The sequence below is a fragment of the Nitratireductor alexandrii genome (assembly GCF_004000215.1).
Taxonomy (GTDB): Bacteria; Pseudomonadota; Alphaproteobacteria; order Rhizobiales; family Rhizobiaceae; genus Mangrovimarina; species Mangrovimarina alexandrii.
Genome location: NZ_RBVY01000010.1, coordinates 113608 through 130296 on the forward strand (window position 1 = coordinate 113608; position 16689 = coordinate 130296).

15 protein-coding genes are annotated in these 16689 nt (G+C 65.8%); 10 read left to right on the plus strand and 5 right to left on the minus strand.

Features of this window, described 5'->3' with window-relative positions; all coding sequences use genetic code 11:
- Positions 1-3: 3 nt before the first annotated feature.
- Positions 4-780, minus strand: a complete 777-nt coding sequence (locus tag EP380_RS20225; protein ID WP_106570842.1) for a DUF1217 domain-containing protein — start codon at positions 778-780, stop codon at positions 4-6.
- A gap of 147 nt (positions 781-927) precedes the next feature.
- Between EP380_RS20225 and motA the strand changes: the two genes are divergently transcribed.
- Genes motA through EP380_RS20255 form a run of 6 tightly spaced genes read left to right on the plus strand, consistent with a single transcriptional unit; the run spans position 928 to position 5876 of the window.
- Positions 928-1806: a flagellar motor stator protein MotA gene (gene motA / locus EP380_RS20230; RefSeq protein ID WP_106570841.1), complete on the plus strand. Its 879-nt coding sequence runs from the start codon at positions 928-930 to the stop codon at positions 1804-1806.
- 1 nt (position 1807) lies between these two features.
- A complete protein-coding gene (locus EP380_RS20235; protein ID WP_127600348.1) occupies positions 1808-2743 on the plus strand; it encodes a FliM/FliN family flagellar motor switch protein in 936 nt (311 codons plus the stop codon).
- A gap of 51 nt (positions 2744-2794) precedes the next feature.
- Positions 2795-3244, plus strand: a complete 450-nt coding sequence (gene fliN / locus EP380_RS20240; RefSeq protein ID WP_106570839.1) for a flagellar motor switch protein FliN — start codon at positions 2795-2797, stop codon at positions 3242-3244.
- A 7-nt stretch (positions 3245-3251) separates the two neighbouring features.
- Positions 3252-4295, plus strand: coding sequence for a FliG C-terminal domain-containing protein (locus tag EP380_RS20245; RefSeq protein WP_106570838.1), 1044 nt, complete (start codon positions 3252-3254; stop codon positions 4293-4295).
- Between the two features lie 58 nt (positions 4296-4353).
- On the plus strand, positions 4354-5445 hold the full coding sequence (gene flhB / locus EP380_RS20250) for a flagellar biosynthesis protein FlhB (protein WP_106570837.1): 1092 nt from the start codon (positions 4354-4356) through the stop codon (positions 5443-5445).
- On the plus strand, positions 5442-5876 hold the full coding sequence (locus tag EP380_RS20255) for a hypothetical protein (RefSeq protein WP_106570836.1): 435 nt from the start codon (positions 5442-5444) through the stop codon (positions 5874-5876). The genes flhB and EP380_RS20255 overlap by 4 nt, the downstream gene beginning before the upstream one ends.
- A 15-nt stretch (positions 5877-5891) precedes the next feature.
- On the opposite strand, the gene EP380_RS23815 is transcribed toward EP380_RS20255, so the two are convergent.
- The 3 genes from EP380_RS23815 to EP380_RS20270 all read right to left on the minus strand — a co-directional run bounded on the left by EP380_RS23815 (position 5892) and on the right by EP380_RS20270 (position 8909).
- Positions 5892-6653, minus strand: a complete 762-nt coding sequence (locus EP380_RS23815; RefSeq protein ID WP_238719950.1) for a helix-turn-helix transcriptional regulator — start codon at positions 6651-6653, stop codon at positions 5892-5894.
- A 3-nt stretch (positions 6654-6656) separates the two neighbouring features.
- Entirely contained in the window at positions 6657-7346 is a 690-nt protein-coding gene (locus EP380_RS20265; protein ID WP_127600350.1) for a helix-turn-helix transcriptional regulator, read from the minus strand.
- Positions 7347-7496: 150 nt separating this feature from the next.
- Positions 7497-8909 carry an MATE family efflux transporter gene (locus EP380_RS20270; RefSeq protein WP_420845883.1) on the minus strand — a complete coding sequence of 471 codons (1413 nt, stop codon included), beginning with the start codon at positions 8907-8909 and terminating at the stop codon, positions 7497-7499.
- Positions 8910-9138: 229 nt separating this feature from the next.
- On the opposite strand from EP380_RS20270, the gene EP380_RS20275 reads away from it, so the two are divergent.
- From EP380_RS20275 to EP380_RS20290, 4 genes are all read left to right on the plus strand, one after another.
- Positions 9139-9519 (plus strand): hypothetical protein, encoded by a 381-nt coding sequence (locus tag EP380_RS20275; RefSeq protein ID WP_127600352.1) that lies wholly within the window; start codon positions 9139-9141, stop codon positions 9517-9519.
- Positions 9520-9597: 78 nt separating this feature from the next.
- The gene (locus EP380_RS20280) at positions 9598-10146 is read left to right on the plus strand and encodes a copper chaperone PCu(A)C (RefSeq protein WP_106570832.1); all 549 of its coding nucleotides are present in this window, start codon (positions 9598-9600) and stop codon (positions 10144-10146) included.
- Between the two features lie 208 nt (positions 10147-10354).
- Positions 10355-14137: a methionine synthase gene (gene metH, locus EP380_RS20285; RefSeq protein ID WP_127600354.1), complete on the plus strand. Its 3783-nt coding sequence runs from the start codon at positions 10355-10357 to the stop codon at positions 14135-14137.
- 121 nt (positions 14138-14258) lie between these two features.
- Positions 14259-15818, plus strand: a complete 1560-nt coding sequence (locus EP380_RS20290; RefSeq protein WP_127600356.1) for a carbamoyltransferase C-terminal domain-containing protein — start codon at positions 14259-14261, stop codon at positions 15816-15818.
- A gap of 14 nt (positions 15819-15832) precedes the next feature.
- On the opposite strand, the gene EP380_RS20295 is transcribed toward EP380_RS20290, so the two are convergent.
- Positions 15833-16672 carry an FkbM family methyltransferase gene (locus EP380_RS20295; RefSeq protein ID WP_127600358.1) on the minus strand — a complete coding sequence of 280 codons (840 nt, stop codon included), beginning with the start codon at positions 16670-16672 and terminating at the stop codon, positions 15833-15835.
- Positions 16673-16689 lie beyond the last annotated feature (17 nt).

A 16689-nucleotide genomic window follows, 5' to 3' on the forward strand; every position in this document is an offset into this window, starting at 1 on the left:
TCCTCAGAATTTCAGCTTCTGCATGGTCAAAAGCAGGTCGGTGGAGATCCCCAGCTCGGCCGGCTGGCCGAACAGGATGGCCGTGTTGGGCACGTTGGCCGAGGTCGGATTGGAGATTTCCCACATGCTCGTGAACCGCGTCAGGAATTTCGACAGGGCCTCGGGGTCCTTGAAATCCTCGATGTCGAGCGAGCGCTCGAAAATCTCGACCTGCTTGTCGACGTCGAGAAGGGCGAAGGAATCGGGCAGGCTCAGCGAGGTGCGCACCACCTTGGCGAGCGCGCTGTCGGCGAGGATGGAATAGAAACTCTCGATATCGGGCGCCTTGCGCTCGAAATAAAGCGCCAGCCTGACGCCTTCGTTCTGGTCGCCGGCGTTTTCCTCCAGCGTCTGGCGCAGATAGCGGTCGACGGTGCCCTGGCGGGTGCGCTCGAAGAGCGTGGCGTCTTCGCCGAAGCGGGCGAAGTTGAAGGTCTCGGCGAACTCGCGATAGCGCTGGTCGTTGAGCGAATTGGCGAAACTGTCGTTGTCGTCGATGCCTCCCTCCAGCACCTTGACCATGAACGCCTTGGCATAGGCCATGTCCTCCAGGCCGAAGGCCTTCATGGCATAACGGTACAGGCGGTCATTGCCGATGAACTCCTCGACCGAGTTCACCTTCTCGATGTTTTCCAGATAATAGTCGCTCTCGCGCTGAACCATCGGCTGGGTCTGAACCCGCTCGAGCGATCGATCGAGATCGCGCGCGATCGCGTTGTAGCTGACAAAGGTGCTGACCAAGCGGGTGCTCCGATACGGGTTCGACCGCCCTCACACTAGGCGCAATTGCTTGCGTGAACCTTTCCGGGGCCGCGCGGCGCGCGGTCAAGCCTCACACAAGCAAGCCGCGCTAGGGGAAACCTTCAAGCGAATTGCGGAGGCGCCGCTTTGGGCATTCTCATCGGTCTGGTCGTCACGTTCGGCTGCGTTCTGGGTGGCTTCATGGCCATGGGCGGGCACATCGATGTGCTTATCCAGCCCTGGGAGTTCGTCATCATCGCCGGCGCGGCGCTCGGCATTTTCCTGATCGGCAATCCGATGTCGACGGTCAAGGACGCCGGCCGGGCGATCGTGGAGGCGTTCAAGCACGCCGTTCCCAACGAGAACGACTATCTGGAAACGCTCGGCGTGCTGCACAGCCTGATGCGGGAGCTGAAGACCAAATCGCGCAGCGAGGTCGAAGGCCATATCGACAATCCCGACGAATCGCCGATTTTCCAATCCTATCCGCTGGTGCTGAAAAACAAGGACCTCACCCATTTCATCTGCGACTATTGCCGGTTGATCATCATCGGCAATGCCCGCTCGCACGAGATCGAGGCGCTGATGGACGAGGAAATCCACACCATCCGCCACGACAAGCTGAAATCCTACCACGCGCTGGTCGCCATCGGCGACGGCCTGCCGGCGATCGGCATCGTCGCCGCCGTGCTCGGCGTCATCAAGGCGATGGGCGCGCTCGACCAGTCGCCCGAAGTCTTGGGCGCGCTGATCGGCGCCGCGCTGGTGGGCACGTTTTTGGGCATCTTTTTGTCCTACGGCGTGGTCGGGCCGATCGCGGCCAAGATCAAGGTCGTGCGCGAAAAGCGCAACCGGCTCTACATCATCGTCAAGCAGACCCTGCTGGCCTACATGAACGGCGCCCTGCCGCAGGTCGCGCTCGAATTCGGCCGCAAGACGATCTCCTCCTACGACCGGCCCTCGATCGACGCGGTCGAGCAGCACACGCTGAACCCGGGCGGCGGCGAAGCGAAAAAGGCGGCCTGACATGGCGGATGGCGCCCCCGTCTCCGAGCGCGGCGGAAACGACATTCTCGAACGTCTGCTCGGCGATACCGGCGAGCCGGATCTGATCCTCGAAAGCGCGCGCACGCTGGGCGAGCGGACGCTGAAGCCGCTGCGCGCGGCGATGGGCGAAGGCATGAGCCACCCGGTCTCGATCGATCTGGGCGAGGTCGACATGGCGCGCATGAAGCAGGCGATCGGCGATGCGGGACCGCACGACGCGGTCGTGGTGGCGGCGTCGGCGAATTCGCCCGACGCTTTGGTCATCCGCGTCGACCCTTTGGCGATCGCGGTGTTCATCAACGCGCTGTTCGGCGCCGAACCCGACGCCGCGCCGCAGGCGATCGACCGCGATCTGTCGTCGCTGGAGCGCGACGTCGCCGGGCTGATCGTCCAACAGGTCGCCACCGCCTTCAACGGGTTCGGCCAGCGCGCTCTGCAGGTCCGGTTTCCGTTGCCGCCTGTGCAGTCGGGCGAGGGGCTGCACAAGATCGTGCTGCGGGACGGGCCGGCGGTCAAAATCGAGTTTCTCGTCGAGACCGACCCCCAACCCGGTCGTGTCGTGGTGACGATGCCGCAGCGCATCCTGCTGCGTCCGCGCGAGGAGGCAGGCGCGGACGAGACGGCGCAGCCGGGCGGACGGGGCGACGACTGGTCGGCGCGTTTCAGCGAGGAGGTGATGCGCTCGAAGGTCACGCTGCAGGCGACGATGCCGCTCGCGCGCATGAGCCTGGGGGCGATCGCGCAGCTGAAGCAGGGCCAGACGATCGCGCTGGCCGCGGACGCGACCGCGCAGGCCACGCTTGCCAGCAAGAACAAGACGCTGTTCGTTTGCGAGTTCGGCCGGCTTGGACAACACTACACCGTACGAATCAAAAGCCCCTGGAATACCGAAGAGGAACTGATCGATGGGCTTTAACCTGCCTGACCTGACCCGTCCCGTCATGGTCGCGGGACCAGGAGCTGGACGATGAACCAAGTCAACGCCCCGGCCGGGACCGGGGACGAGGAAGAGGACCTGAACCGGGCGATCGACGAATTGCGCGGTGTCCTGCACGAAGGCGAGGAGGCGGCCGGCAAACCCGAGCCCACGCCCGATTTTGCCGTTGGGGAAGGGGCGGCTCCGGACTTCACGCTGGGCGCGGCGAGCGACGACACGGACGCGGCCGGTTCGGGCGTCATCATGGGGATCCCCGTCGACGTGCAGATCGTTCTGGGCAGCACGGAAATGCAGGTCTCGGAACTGATGTCGCTGCGCAAGGGCGCAACCGTGGCTCTCGATCGCCGGATCGGCGAGCCGGTCGACGTGGTCGTCAACGGCCGCAAGATCGCGCGCGGGGAGATCACCGTTCTGGAAAGCGATTCGTCGCGTTTCGGAATCCGGCTGACGGAAATCATCAGCAACTCGAAGGCATCCTGACCGTTTCATGGATTTCGACGCGCACACATCGACCACGTCGCAGGGGATAACGGCCGAAAGCCTGACGCGGGCGCAAAAGGCGGCGGCGATCCTGGTGGCGATGGGCAAGCCGGCGGCGGGTCGGCTCTTGAAGTTCTTCAGCCATGAGGAACTCAAGTCGCTGATCGAGGCGGCGCGGATGCTCAAGACGATCCCGCAGGGCGAGCTGGAAAAGATCATCGCCGAGTTCGAGGACGAGTTCGCCGAGGGGGCGGGGCTGATGGATTCGGCCGCGACCATGGACAAGATCCTGAGCGAGTCTTTGTCGCCCGAGGAGGTCAGCGCGATCATGAACCACGGCGCGGAGACGGGCGGCGAGGTGCCGGTGGCGGTCTGGCCGCAGGTCGAAAAACTCGAGCCCGAACGCGTCGGCGCCTTTCTGGCCGGCGAGCATCCCCAGACCGCGGCGCTGGTTTTGACCAAACTGTCCTCCACCGCCACGGCCAACGTCTTGCTGGCCATGCCCAAGCAGCTGCGCGGCGAAGTCGCCAAACGCATGGTGACGATGGGCAACGTCAAGCCCGGCGCGTTGCGGATCGTGGAAAACCAGGTGCGGGCGACGCTTCTCGGCGACAGTGCGAAAAAATCGTCGAGCGAAGGCCAGGCGCGCGTCGCCACCGTTCTCAACGAGCTGGAAAAAGCACAGCTCGACGAGATCCTGTCGGATATGGAAACGGCCGGATCGCAGGACGTGCATGCCATCCGCGCGCAACTGTTCTCGTTCGAGGATCTGCCGCTGCTCAGCCAGAAGGCGCGGCTGATGCTCTTCGATGGGCTGTCGACGGAAATCGTCACCCTGGCGCTGCGCAACGCAAGCAAGGAACTGACGGAAGTGGTGTTGTCGGCGCTCGGCGTGCGCTCGCGCCGCATGATCGAGGCCGAGTTGGCGATGGAGCTCGACGGCCTTCCGGCGGCCGAAATCGCCAAGGCCCGCCGCGCCATCGCCGCCACCGCCATCCGGTTGTCCAAGGACGGCAAGATCGAGCTGCCGTCCACCCAGGCCGCCGCTTAGCCGAGACGCGTCGGCACTCGCCATGCGGCGGCCATGGCGATGAAAGGACGGCTCCTTCATGTCCGAAGATCAGGACAAGGACAGCAAAACCGAACCGGCCACGGAAAAGAAGATCCGTGACAGTATCGAGAAGGGCAACCAGCCGTTTTCGCGCGAGACGCCGATCCTGGCCTCCTTTGCCGCGATCGCCATTTTTTTGCTGTTCTTCGCCTACGATACCAGCATCCGCCTGGCCGGTTTCCTGTCGACATTTCTGGAACGGCCCGAGGAATGGCGGCTGGAGACCGAGCTCGACGCGATCTCGCTCTACCAGACCGTCTTCATGGAGATCGGACGGGCCGTCATGGTGGTGATGTTCCTGCTGGTGGCGGCCGGGCTCGCGGCGTCGGTTTTCCAGAACATGCCGCGTTTCGTCGGCAAGCGCGTGATGCCGAAATTCTCCCGCATCTCGCTGATCGGCGGCTGGAAGCGGGTGTTCGGGGTCAAGGGGTTCGTGGAGTTCCTGAAGTCTCTCGGCAAAGTGCTGTTTGCGATGGTGTTCTTGTATTTCGTCATGCACGACGTCGATGTGCGGCTGCTGCAGGGCATGGTCACACACCCGCTGGGCTTCGGCCTCGTCATCCGGGACCTGGCCGTGGAGCTGGTGGTGACCATCACCATCGTCATGGTCCTCATCGCCGCGGCGGACCTGTTGTGGTCGCGCTATCACTGGCTTGAGGAACTGCGCATGACCAAGCAGGAGGTCAAGGACGAGGTCAAGCAGGCCGAGGGCGATCCGATCCTGAAGTCGCGGATGCGCTCGCTTGCCCGCGATCGCGCGCGCCAGCGCATGATGGCGGCGGTCCCGCGCGCGACGCTGGTGGTCGCCAATCCGACCCACTATGCGGTGGCGCTGCGTTACGTGCGCGAGGAAAGCGCAGCACCCGTCGTGGTGGCCAAGGGACAGGATCTGATCGCGCTCAAGATCCGCGAGATCGCGGAGGAGCACAATGTGCCGGTTTTCGAGGACGTGGCGCTCGCCCGTTCCATCTTCAAACAAGTTTCGGTCGATAGCATGATCCCGCCTCATTTCTACGAGGCGGTCGCGGAACTGGTCCGCATCATTCACAGCAGCCGCAACGGCGCGAAGACAGGCAAGTCGCATTCATGAATCGCCAGCCGCACACTTCTGCACGCGAAATCATCGTAGCCGATGCGATCCGTGAGGTCGTATCGGAACTGCGGCTGGTCGATGTCGCCGATTACGTGGCCTATATCCGGCTGGAATATTTCGCCAATCTGGCCGATATCGTGGAATCGGCGGCCGAACTCTATTTCATGCCCGACACGCTGCGTTTCGGCCATGGCGGCGATGTCGACATCGGCTGGTCGGGGGAGCCGACCGTCAATCTCGACCTGCAATTGCGGCCGAAGGGGGCGACGGTCTATTTCACGCTCAACATGACCGCGCTCAAGGCCGGGGTCGAGATCGGCTATGTCGCGCTCGACGATCCCTCGCCCGATCCGATGGAAAACACGCGGTTTCTGGCAAACGCGCTCGATGCGTCCAAGATCCGCCGAACGGTGCCGCTGGACATCTGAGGGCCGGCCTGGAACCTATTCGATCAGCCCGAGCCGCAGCGCCTTGGCCACCGCGTGGGTGCGGCTCATCGCGTTGAGCTTGTGGGTGGTGGTGGCGAGATATTGGTTGGCGGTGTGGACCGACAGGCCGAGTGCCGCCGCGATATCCTCGCTGGTTTTGCCTTCGGCGGTCATGGTCAGGCATTCGAGCTCGCGTTTCGACATTGGCGGCGTGCCGTCGAGCTGCGACAGGCGCAGCCGGGCGAGCGACCGGAACAGCGAAAAGGCGCGGATGTGCAGGTCGCACACCAGGCCGTCGTCGACGGCCATGTCGCGTCCGGCCAGCACGAAGAAGCCGCCGATGCCGCCCTCGGCGAAAACCGGCAGGGCGAGACCCGGCAGGTTGGGCGTCAGGGCGGGAACCTTGTGGCCGAGCGAAACCAGTGGAAAGGCCGGGCATTGCTGGGCGCCGGTTTCGCAGTACCACCAGGCCGGCGCGAGCGATTCGGCGCGCGTGGCCATCCAGGCCATGCCGGCGGGGCCGCAGATCGCCCGCGACAGGTCGGACGTGCGCGGGAATTCCCGGTCGAAGACGGTGGCCAATCCGGGTATGCGGCGGTGGCGGGTCTCGACATAAAGGCCGTAGAAGGATGCCGCCGCGCTGGCGGCCAGGCGCCGAGCCTGACGCACCGTGTCGAGCACGACCGCCACGTTCTCCTGGGTGACGTCGAGACCGTCGGCGGCGGCTTTCGCCTTGGCGGGGCTGGCCGGACCGTCCTGGGCCGTGCGGTGCTTCATCACTCAGATGGTCCCGCTGCGGATCGCGGTGGCGATCGCCATGGCGCGGTTGCTGGCGCCGTATTTGCGTATCGCATGGGCGAGATAGCTGTTGACGGTGTTGGCGGTGACCCCGAGGATCATCGCGACCTCGCCGGTGGTCTTGCCCTCTGAAACCCAGCGCAGACATTCGCGCTCGCGCACCGAGAGCGAATTGGGCGGCGGGGTGCCCAGAAGGTCGGCCGGTACCCGCGACAGCAAATAGCAACAGGCGAGTTGCGCCTGCGGCAGCATCTGGTCGTCGATTGCGCCGACCCGGCCGGACGAAAACAGCGCCTTGCAGCGCTGTGCGGTGGCGTTGAGACCGACACAGTAGATTTCCGCGTGCCCGTGGCGGGCGAGCAGGCGCAGCGCGTCGTCGCCGTCGGTGGCGATCGGTTTCGCCGGCTCGCCGATCGCGCAGGTGCGCGGCCCGGCCGAAAGCCGGGCGAGCCGCTCCAGGCCGAGAATGTGGACGGTGTCGTAGACCCAGTTCGAGGCGATGATGTAGGGCCGCTCGCCGCCATGATCGATCAGGGTGCCCAACAGAAGAAACCGTTCCGCGCCCGCTTCGGCGCAGATGCGGCCGAGACAGTCGGAAAGGTCGCTGCGGGTGGTGACGGCCGGTATCGCGGCCAGGGTCTCGCGCGAGAGCGTTTGCCGCGCGCCGTTCATGACCGCCGGCCCGGGAAGGGCGGCGCGTCGCCGCCACAGGGGCGGGTCGCGGAATTTGGCGAATCACTCGACATGTCCAACGATTTCCACGCAGCGCGAATCGGGTCAACCGCCAAATCTTGCTGCGGATGCCGAAACCGGCCGGCGCGGCTATCGCGGCTTCATCAGGCCGAGCCGTCCGCGCGCCAGCCAGCGCGCCAGCAGCAGCACACCCACCACGGCCAGGCCGGAGGAGAGGCCGAGCCAGATGCCGGCGCCGCCCAGGTCGGCCCGGAAGGCCAAGAGCGCGCCGACCGGCAGGCCGACGCCCCAATAGCCGAGCGCGGCGTAAAGCATGGGCACGCGGGTGTCGTGAAGGCCGCGCAGCATGCCGCCGGCCACCGCCTGGGCGCCGTCGAAGATCTGGAACAGGGCGGCGAAGGCCAGAAAACCGACCGCCAGTTGCGCAACCGCTCTGTTTTCGGGCGTGGAGGCGTCGATGAAGACCCCGATCAGAAGCTCGGGCACCGCGATCATGACCAGCGCCATCAGCGCCATGAAGCCGACGCCGAGCGCGAAGGATGTCCAGCCGGCGCGCGCGATGCCCTCGGGATCGCCGGCGCCGTAGGCGCGGCCGACGCGCACGGTGACCGCCTGGGAGATGCCCATCGGCACCATGAAGGACAGCGAGGCGACCTGCATGGCGATCGCGTGGGCGGCGAGCGCGGTCGTGCCGATCAGTCCCATCAGCATGGCCGCGACATTGAAGATCGAGACCTCGAAGAGCACGATCGCGCCGATCGGCAGGCCGAGGCGGGCAAGGGCGACGAAGCGCGGCCAGTCGGGGCGCCAGAAGCGCCCGAACAGCCGATAGCGGCGAAACTGCTTGTCCACGGTCACGACCAGGGTGACACCGGCGAACATCAACAGGCTCGACAGGGTCGTCGCCAGCCCGGAACCGGCGATGCCCATCGCCGGAAAGCCGAGATTGCCGAACATCAGGCACCAATTGGCCAGAACGTTGAAGGCGACGGCGCAAAAGGTGACCGCCAGCGCCCAGCCCGGCCGCTCCAACGCGGCCATGAAACAGCGCAGCACGATATACCAGAAGAAGGGCAGGATCGCCCATTGCAGCCAGATCATGTAGCGGCCGGCTTCGCGGGCCAGTTCCGTCTGCTGGCCCATCATCAGCAGCAGCGGTTCGGCGAACCACAAAAACAGCCAGATCGGCAGCGCGGCCAGCGTCGCGATCCACAGGCCCTGGCGCACCGTGCGGCGCACATCGCGCACCGAATGGCGGCGGCGCCCGAGTTCGCTGGCGATCATCGGCGCGGTCGCCAGGATCAGGCCGAGGCCGAAGATCATCGGCGCGAAGTAGAGCGACCAGCCGAGCGTGCCGGCGCCCAGCGTGACCGGGCCGAGCCGCCCCATCATGATGATGTCGGTGGCCGTCATGGCGTTCTGGCCGAGATTGGTCATGACCATCGGCCAGGCGAGCGCCAGGGTGGCGCGGATTTCCCGCCGCCAAACCGTCATCCGTGCCGGCGCCGGGGGCGCGGCCGGGTAGGCTGCCGTTCTGCTCATTGTGGCCTCTTGATACGCGGTCGCGCGGAGCTTTCGCGGGCGTCCGTGCCATGCATCGATCCGGCTCTTGGGACAAGCGGCGCGGCAAGGCAAGCGGCTGCGCGCCTTAATCGATTGGTACAGCGGCGCCGTTTTACGGCGCGGTCCGAATTGCCGCAGGCGGGTTTTTGCGATTTGCGCGAAACCGCCGCGCTGTTATGACGGGGCTCGAAACAAAAAGGCGGACAGCGTGCAAGGACGGCTTCACCGGACACGATCGTGGATCGCCATCGTCGCGACCGCCTTCCTCGTCCTGCAGTCCGTGCTCGCCGGCTTTGTCGGCGGCGCCAATGCCGCTCCACCGGCGCTCGACGCGTTCGGCAATCCGCTGTGCATCGGCAACAGCGTCGGCGATCCGGGCGAAAACGGCGGCGGCGGCCACCAAGTGCCGGCTTGCTGTGCGGCGGCCTGTTCGATGTTCGCGCCGGTCATGGCGACCGCCGCGCACGAAACCGCGCCATTTCCCGCCCTTTTCGACGACGCCTCCGTTCGCGTATCCCATCGCGCCCTCCCGACGACACGCGGGCGCGGCGAACCGGGCCGGCCGCGCGCGCCTCCGCTTTCGGGCTGATCCGGACCGTTCTCGACGGTTCCGTTTTGGATTTGTCGCCGGGCAGGCCCCGGCTCCCGACTGTTCTTGGAGATTATCATGTCGACTGTTTTCGGCGCGGCTTTCGCGCGTTTCTTCCGTCCGCAACCGTCCTTCCTCGCCAGCGTCGAGGAAAGGCTCGGCCTTGCCGTTCTCGCCTTCGCGCTGCTCCTGGCGAGCGCATTGTCACTGATGGCGTCCGAAGCCAGGGTCGGCGACATCGTCGTCGAGCATGGCTGGTCGCGCGCCGCGCCCGCCGGCGCCAAGGTGGCGGGCGGCTTCGTCGTCATCCGCAACCAGGGCAGCGCCGACGACCGGCTGGTCGCGGCGGAGACCGACATCGCCGCGCGCGGCGAGATCCACGAGATGGCGATCGACGACAAGGGCGTGATGACCATGCGCCCGCTGGCGGACGGGCTGGTTGTCCCGGCCGGCGAAACCGTCGAATTGAAGCCGGGCTCCTTCCACCTCATGTTCATGGGGCTCACTGCCCAGCCGGAGGAAGGCGGGACCTTCGCCGTGCGGCTGATTTTCGAAAAGGCGGGGCCGGTCGACCTGACCTTCGAGGTCACCGGCATGGGCGGCGGCCACAAGAAGCACGGCGACTGACCCCGCCGGCTTGGCCGTGATCGGCGTCCGGCGCTTCGGGCAGAACCCGACTGCGCCGGACCTTGCCCGGCTCATGCGCGGTCGGAATCCGGCGCCATATTCGCGAATGCGACACATGCCGCACCCGATTGCGACGTCATGTTGACATAAAGATATCCTTATGTGACCATGGAAGGAATTCTAGAACACGATCACGCGAGTATATTTTATGGCTTCCAGCCTTGATGAGCTGTTCGGCCCGGTTGCGGAAAAGCCGGACGGCAAGGAAATTCGCGCCGCGCTCGAACAGGCGGCGCGCGAACGCATTCTCGTTCTCGACGGCGCGATGGGCACGCGCATTCAGGCCCTCGGCTTCGGCGAGGACGATTATCGCGGCGACAAGTTCGCCGGCTGCGCCTGCCACCAGCAGGGCAACAACGATCTCCTGATCCTGTCGCAGCCCAAGGCGATCGAGGACATCCACCTCGAATACGCGCTCGCCGGCGCCGACATCCTGGAGACCAACACGTTTTCCTCGACCTCGATCGCCCAGGCCGATTACGGCATGGAGGCGATGGTCTACGAGCTGAACCGCGACGGCGCCCGGCTGGCGCGCCGCGCCGCGATCCGCGCCCAGCAGAAGGACGGCCGCCGCCGCTTCGTCGCCGGCGCGCTCGGACCGACCAACCGCACGGCCTCGATCTCGCCCGACGTCAACAATCCCGGCTTTCGCGCGGTCACCTTCGACGACCTCAGGATCGCCTATGCCGACCAGCTGCGCGGCCTGATCGACGGCGGCGCCGACATCGTGCTGATCGAGACGATCTTCGATACGCTGAACGCCAAGGCGGCGATCTTCGCCGCGCTGGAAGTGTTCGCCGAAAAGGAGATCGAGCTGCCGATCATGATGTCGGGCACGATCACCGACCTTTCGGGGCGCACCCTGTCCGGCCAGACGCCGACGGCGTTCTGGCACTCGATCTGCCATGCCAAGCCGTTCACGGTCGGGCTCAACTGCGCGCTCGGCGCCGAGCAGATGCGTCCGCATCTGGCCGAGATTTCGAGCGTCGCCGACACCTTTACCTGCGCCTATCCCAATGCCGGCCTGCCGAATGCGTTCGGCGAATATGACGAAAGCCCGGAATTCATGGCCGAGCAGGTCGAGGCCTTCGCGCGCGAGGGGCTTGTCAATGTCGTCGGCGGCTGTTGCGGGTCGACGCCGGAGCATATTCGCGCCATCGCCGAGGCGGTTTCCAAATACGCGCCGCGCGCGCTGCCCGACATCGAGCCGCGCATGCGCCTTTCCGGGCTGGAGCCGTTCGTGCTGACCGACGACATTCCGTTCGTCAATGTCGGCGAGCGCACCAACGTCACCGGCTCGGCGCGCTTCCGCAAGCTGATCACCGCCGGCGATTACGCCGCCGCCCTCGAGGTCGCCCGCGACCAGGTCGAAAACGGCGCCCAGGTGATCGACATCAACATGGACGAGGGCCTGATCGATTCGAAGGCCGTCATCGTCGACTATCTCAATCTGGTCGCTTCCGAGCCCGACATCGCGCGGGTGCCGGTGATGATCGATTCCTCCAAATGGGAGGTGATCGAGGCCGGCCTGCAATGCGTGCAGGGCAAGGCGGTGGTCAACTCGATCTCGCTCAAGGAAGGCGAGGAGGCCTTCCTGAAGCAGGCGCGGCTGTGCCGGGCCTATGGCGCGGCGGTCGTGGTGATGGCCTTCGACGAGACCGGCCAGGCCGATACCAAAGAGCGCAAGGTCGAGATCTGCACCCGCGCTTACAAGATTTTGACCGAAAAGGTCGGCTTCCCGCCGCAGGACATCATCTTCGATCCGAATATTTTCGCGGTCGCCACCGGCATCGAGGAGCACGACAATTACGGCGTCGACTTCATCGAGGCGACGCGCGAGATCACCAGCACCCTGCCGCACGCCCACGTGTCGGGCGGGGTGTCGAACCTGTCGTTCTCCTTCCGCGGCAACGAGCCGGTGCGCGAGGCGATGCATGCGGTCTTCCTCTATCACGCCATCCAGGCGGGCATGGATATGGGCATCGTCAATGCCGGCCAGCTCGCCGTCTACGACACGATCGACGCCGAACTGCGCGAGGCCTGCGAGGACGTGGTGCTGAACCGGACGCCGAAAGGCGAGGGGAGCGCGACGGAGCGCCTGCTCGACCTTGCCGAGCGCTTCCGCGGAACCGGCGGCAAGGCGGCCCGGGAAAAGGACCTGTCGTGGCGCGAATGGCCGGTTGAAAAGCGGCTCGAACACGCGCTCGTCAACGGCATCACCGAATATGTGGTGGACGACACCGAAGAGGCCAGGACCAAGGCGGAAAGGCCGCTGCACGTCATCGAGGGGCCGCTGATGGCCGGCATGAACGTGGTCGGCGACCTGTTCGGCGCCGGCAAGATGTTCCTGCCGCAGGTGGTCAAGTCGGCCCGCGTCATGAAGCAGGCGGTGGCCCATCTGCTGCCCTATATGGAGGCCGAGAAGCGCGAGAGCGGCGACGACACCAAGAATGCCGGCAAGGTGCTTTTGGCTACCGTCAAGGGCGACGTGCACGATATCGGCAAGAACATCGTCGGCGTGGTGCTGGCCTGCAACAATTACGAGATCATCGATCTCGGCGTGATGGTGCCGGCAACCAAGATTTTGCAGACCGCGCGCGAGGAAAAGGTCGACATTATCGGGCTTTCCGGCCTGATCACGCCGTCGCTGGACGAGATGGCGCATGTCGCGGCGGAGATGGAGCGCGAAGGTTTCGACGTTCCGCTGCTGATCGGCGGCGCCACGACCAGCCGCGTGCACACGGCGGTCAAGATCCATCCGCAATATGAGCGCGGACAGGCGGTCTACGTCACCGATGCCAGCCGCGCCGTGGGCGTGGTGTCGAGCCTGCTGTCGCCGGAAACCCGCGCCTCCTATGTCGAGACCGTCCAGGCCGAATACAAGAAGGTGGCGGCCGCGCACGAGCGCAACGAGGCCGAAAAGCGCCGGCTGCCGCTGGCGGCGGCGCGCGCCAACACGTTCAAGCCCGACTGGGCCGGCTACGAGCCGCCGGCGCCGTCCTTCACCGGCACGCGCGTCTTCGACAACTGGGACCTGGAGGAGCTGTCGCGTTATATCGACTGGACGCCGTTCTTCCAGACCTGGGAGATGAAGGGGCGCTATCCCAAGATCCTGCAGGACGAAAAGCAGGGCGAGGCCGCGCGCCAGCTCTTCGACGACGCCCAGCAAATGCTGAAAAAGATCATCGACGAAAAATGGTTCGTGCCCAAGGCGACGATCGGTTTCTGGCCCGCCAACGCGGTCGGCGACGACATCCGCCTTTTCGCCGACGACAGCCGCGACAAGGAGCTGGCGACGTTCTACACGTTGCGCCAGCAACTGACCCGCCGCGACGGCAAGCCGAACCTGGCGCTTGCCGATTTTGTCGCACCGGTCGAAAGCGGCAAACCGGACTATATCGGCGGCTTCGTGGTGACGGCCGGCATCGAGGAGATCGCGATCGCCGAGCGTTTCGAGCGGGCCAATGACGATTACGCCTCGATCATGGTCAAGGCGCTGGCCGATCGCTTCGCCGAGGCCTTCGCCGAGTGTATGCACGAGCGCGTGCGCAAGGACTATTGGGGCTATGGCGCCGACGAGGCGTTTACGCCGGAAGAGCTGATCGGCGAGCCCTATCACGGCATCCGTCCGGCGCCCGGCTATCCGGCCCAGCCCGACCATACCGAAAAGGCCACTTTGTTCGGCCTGCTCGACGCCGAGGCGACAATCGGGGTGAAGCTCACCGAAAGCTATGCGATGTGGCCGGGCTCGTCCGTGTCCGGGCTCTATTTCTCGCATCCCGAAAGCTATTATTTCGGCGTCGCCAAGGTCGAGCGCGATCAGGTCGAGGATTACGCCGCCCGCAAGGGCATGGAGGTCGCGGCGGTGGAGCGGTGGCTCGGGCCGGTGCTCAACTATACTCCGAAGAAATATGCCGAGGCGGCGGAATAAGCCGCCTCGCGGACGATCCCGGCGCCTCGGGCGCCGGGACCGGTTTCATGCCGAACGATGATCGGGTAAGGACTGGAGGTCGGATCGCCGCCGTCTCGTTCTCCCGCAGTTCGGAGCTTTCATGAAAATCTTTGCCTACAAGCCTGGCCATGACGGCCATGTCGCGCTGTTGGAGGACGCTCGGCTCGCCTTCTCGATCGAGGCGGAAAAGGATTCCGGCCCGCGCTACGGGCCGATCACGCCGGAACTGATGCTGCACGGACTGTCGCTGGCCGACAACGTACCCGACGTCTTGGCCGTATCCGGCTGGCTGCGCTCGTTCCGGCCGATGGCCGATCCGATCGGGGCGGGCTATTTCGGCGAAACGGAGGCCGGCATCATCGACCGGCCGCATCGTTTCCAGGGCCGCGACGTTCGCTATTTCTCTTCCTCGCACGAACGCTCCCATATTGTCGGCAGCTATGCGATGTCGCCCTTTCCGCAGGGCCAGCCCTGCTACGCGCTGGTCTGGGAAGGCGTGATCGGCAGCTTCTACCGGATCGACGAAAAGCTCGGCGTGAGAAGGCTCGGCACGCCGATGTCTGGCCCCGGCCACAAATACGGCTTTCTCTACGGGCTCGCCGATCCGAAACTGCCGGTCGAGGCGCGCAAATCGCGGCGCGAGGATGCCGGCAAGCTGATGGCGATCGCCGGGTACGGACACGACACGCCGGAGACGCCCGAGGAGCGCGCGCTGATGGAACGGCTGATCGCCTGGGACGCGGTCGCCGCGCCGTTGCGCAAGGCCGATTTCACCGACACGCCGTTTTTCGATATCGGCCTCGACAGCCAGGCGTTCCGCAATCTCGCCCGCCGGTTTCAGGATGCCGTGTTCGAGCGTTTCGCCGCGTTTGCGCGCCGCGAGATGACCGAGGGCCTGCCGCTGCTGGTGTCGGGCGGCTGTGGGCTCAATTGCGACTGGAACAGCGCCTGGATCGGCTCGGGCCTGTTCGCCGACGTCTTCGTCCAGCCTTGCACCAACGATTCCGGGTCCGCGATCGGCACCGCCGCCGACGCCCAGTATCGCTACACCGGCAACGCCAAGATCGCCTGGGACGCCTATGCCGGCGAGGATTTCGTGCATGACGAGGCCGACCTGTCCGGTTTCGAGGCCGTCGCCCGCGACGATGGTGAACTCGCCGCGCGGCTGAAGGCGGGGGCGGTGTTTGCCTGGGTGCAGGGACGCTACGAGATCGGACCGCGCGCGCTCGGCAACCGCTCGCTGATCGCGGCACCGTTTTCGGCCGAGACCCACACGCGTCTCAACGCCATCAAGCAGCGCGAGGGTTTTCGGCCGATCGCGCCGATCCTTCTCGAAGAAGAGCTCGACCGGTATTTCGGTCATCACGGGCCGAGCCCGCACATGCTGTTCTTCCAGACGGTGACCACCGACGCTTTGAAGGCGGTGACGCATGTCGACGGCTCGGCGCGCGCCCAGACGGTGACGCAGGCCCAGAACCCTCAGATCCATGCGCTGCTGTCGGCGTTCAAGGACGCGACCGGCTACGGGGTGTTGTGCAACACCTCGCTCAATTTTTCCGGCAAGGGCTTCATCAACCGGATGAGCGATCTGGTGCGGTATGCCCGCGACACGGGGCTGGACGGCTTTGTCGTCGGCGACGTGTTTTATCGCAAGGCCTGAGGCAAACGGGACCTCTACCGGACGAGCAGCAGGTTTTCCGCCGTCTCGCCGGCCACGGCATAGCCGCGCCGTGCCAACGCGGCGCGGCAGTCCGTGCGCCACAATTGGGACAAGACGGTCTCGATCAGGATCGCGGCCGGCCATAGCGACGGTTCGGCCTGGTCGAAAAACGACAACAGGGCCCGATCCTCGAAACCCTCGACGTCGATCTTCAGGAGATCGATCCGCGTAAGCCCCTGGTCGGCGATTTCGGCGGCGAGCGGCCGGACCGCGACCTCGTGTCCGGCGCGCACCGTGCCGGCGGCTTCGGCCAGCAGCGAGGCATGGCCGATATTGCCGCCGCCGTCGCTGTGCAGCGTCATCGTGCCGGCCGTTTCGGCGATCGCGAGGTTTCGGGCGGCGATGGTGTGGTTGGCGTTGGCCGCGACATTGAAGGCGAGCTTGGCGAAGGTGCGCGGATGCGGCTCGAAGGCGACCACCCGCCCGGCCGGTCCGGCGGTTCCTGCCACGAACAGCGCATAGGTGCCGATATTGGCGCCGATGTCGACGAACACCATGCCCGGCGCGAGCCGGGGGGCGATCAGCGCCAGCTCGGCCGGCTCCGGCATCGTTGCGCGACCGAGCAGGATGCGGTCGTCGCGGTTTTCGGTCGGATAGGCGCGCAGCTTCAGCCCCGCCACCTCGACATCGAACGGGCCGGCAAAGCGGCCGGCGAGACGCTTGCGCACGAGGCGCCGGGAAGCGGGCGAAAGCAGGCCGGCTGTGGCCAGACGCCACGCCGCCGCCGGCGCGAAGCCGGGCCGGCGCTGGCCAAACGGGGTCGTCGTGTCGAGCGGCGGGCGGGGCGTGGTCATGGCGTCGTGCGCTTGCC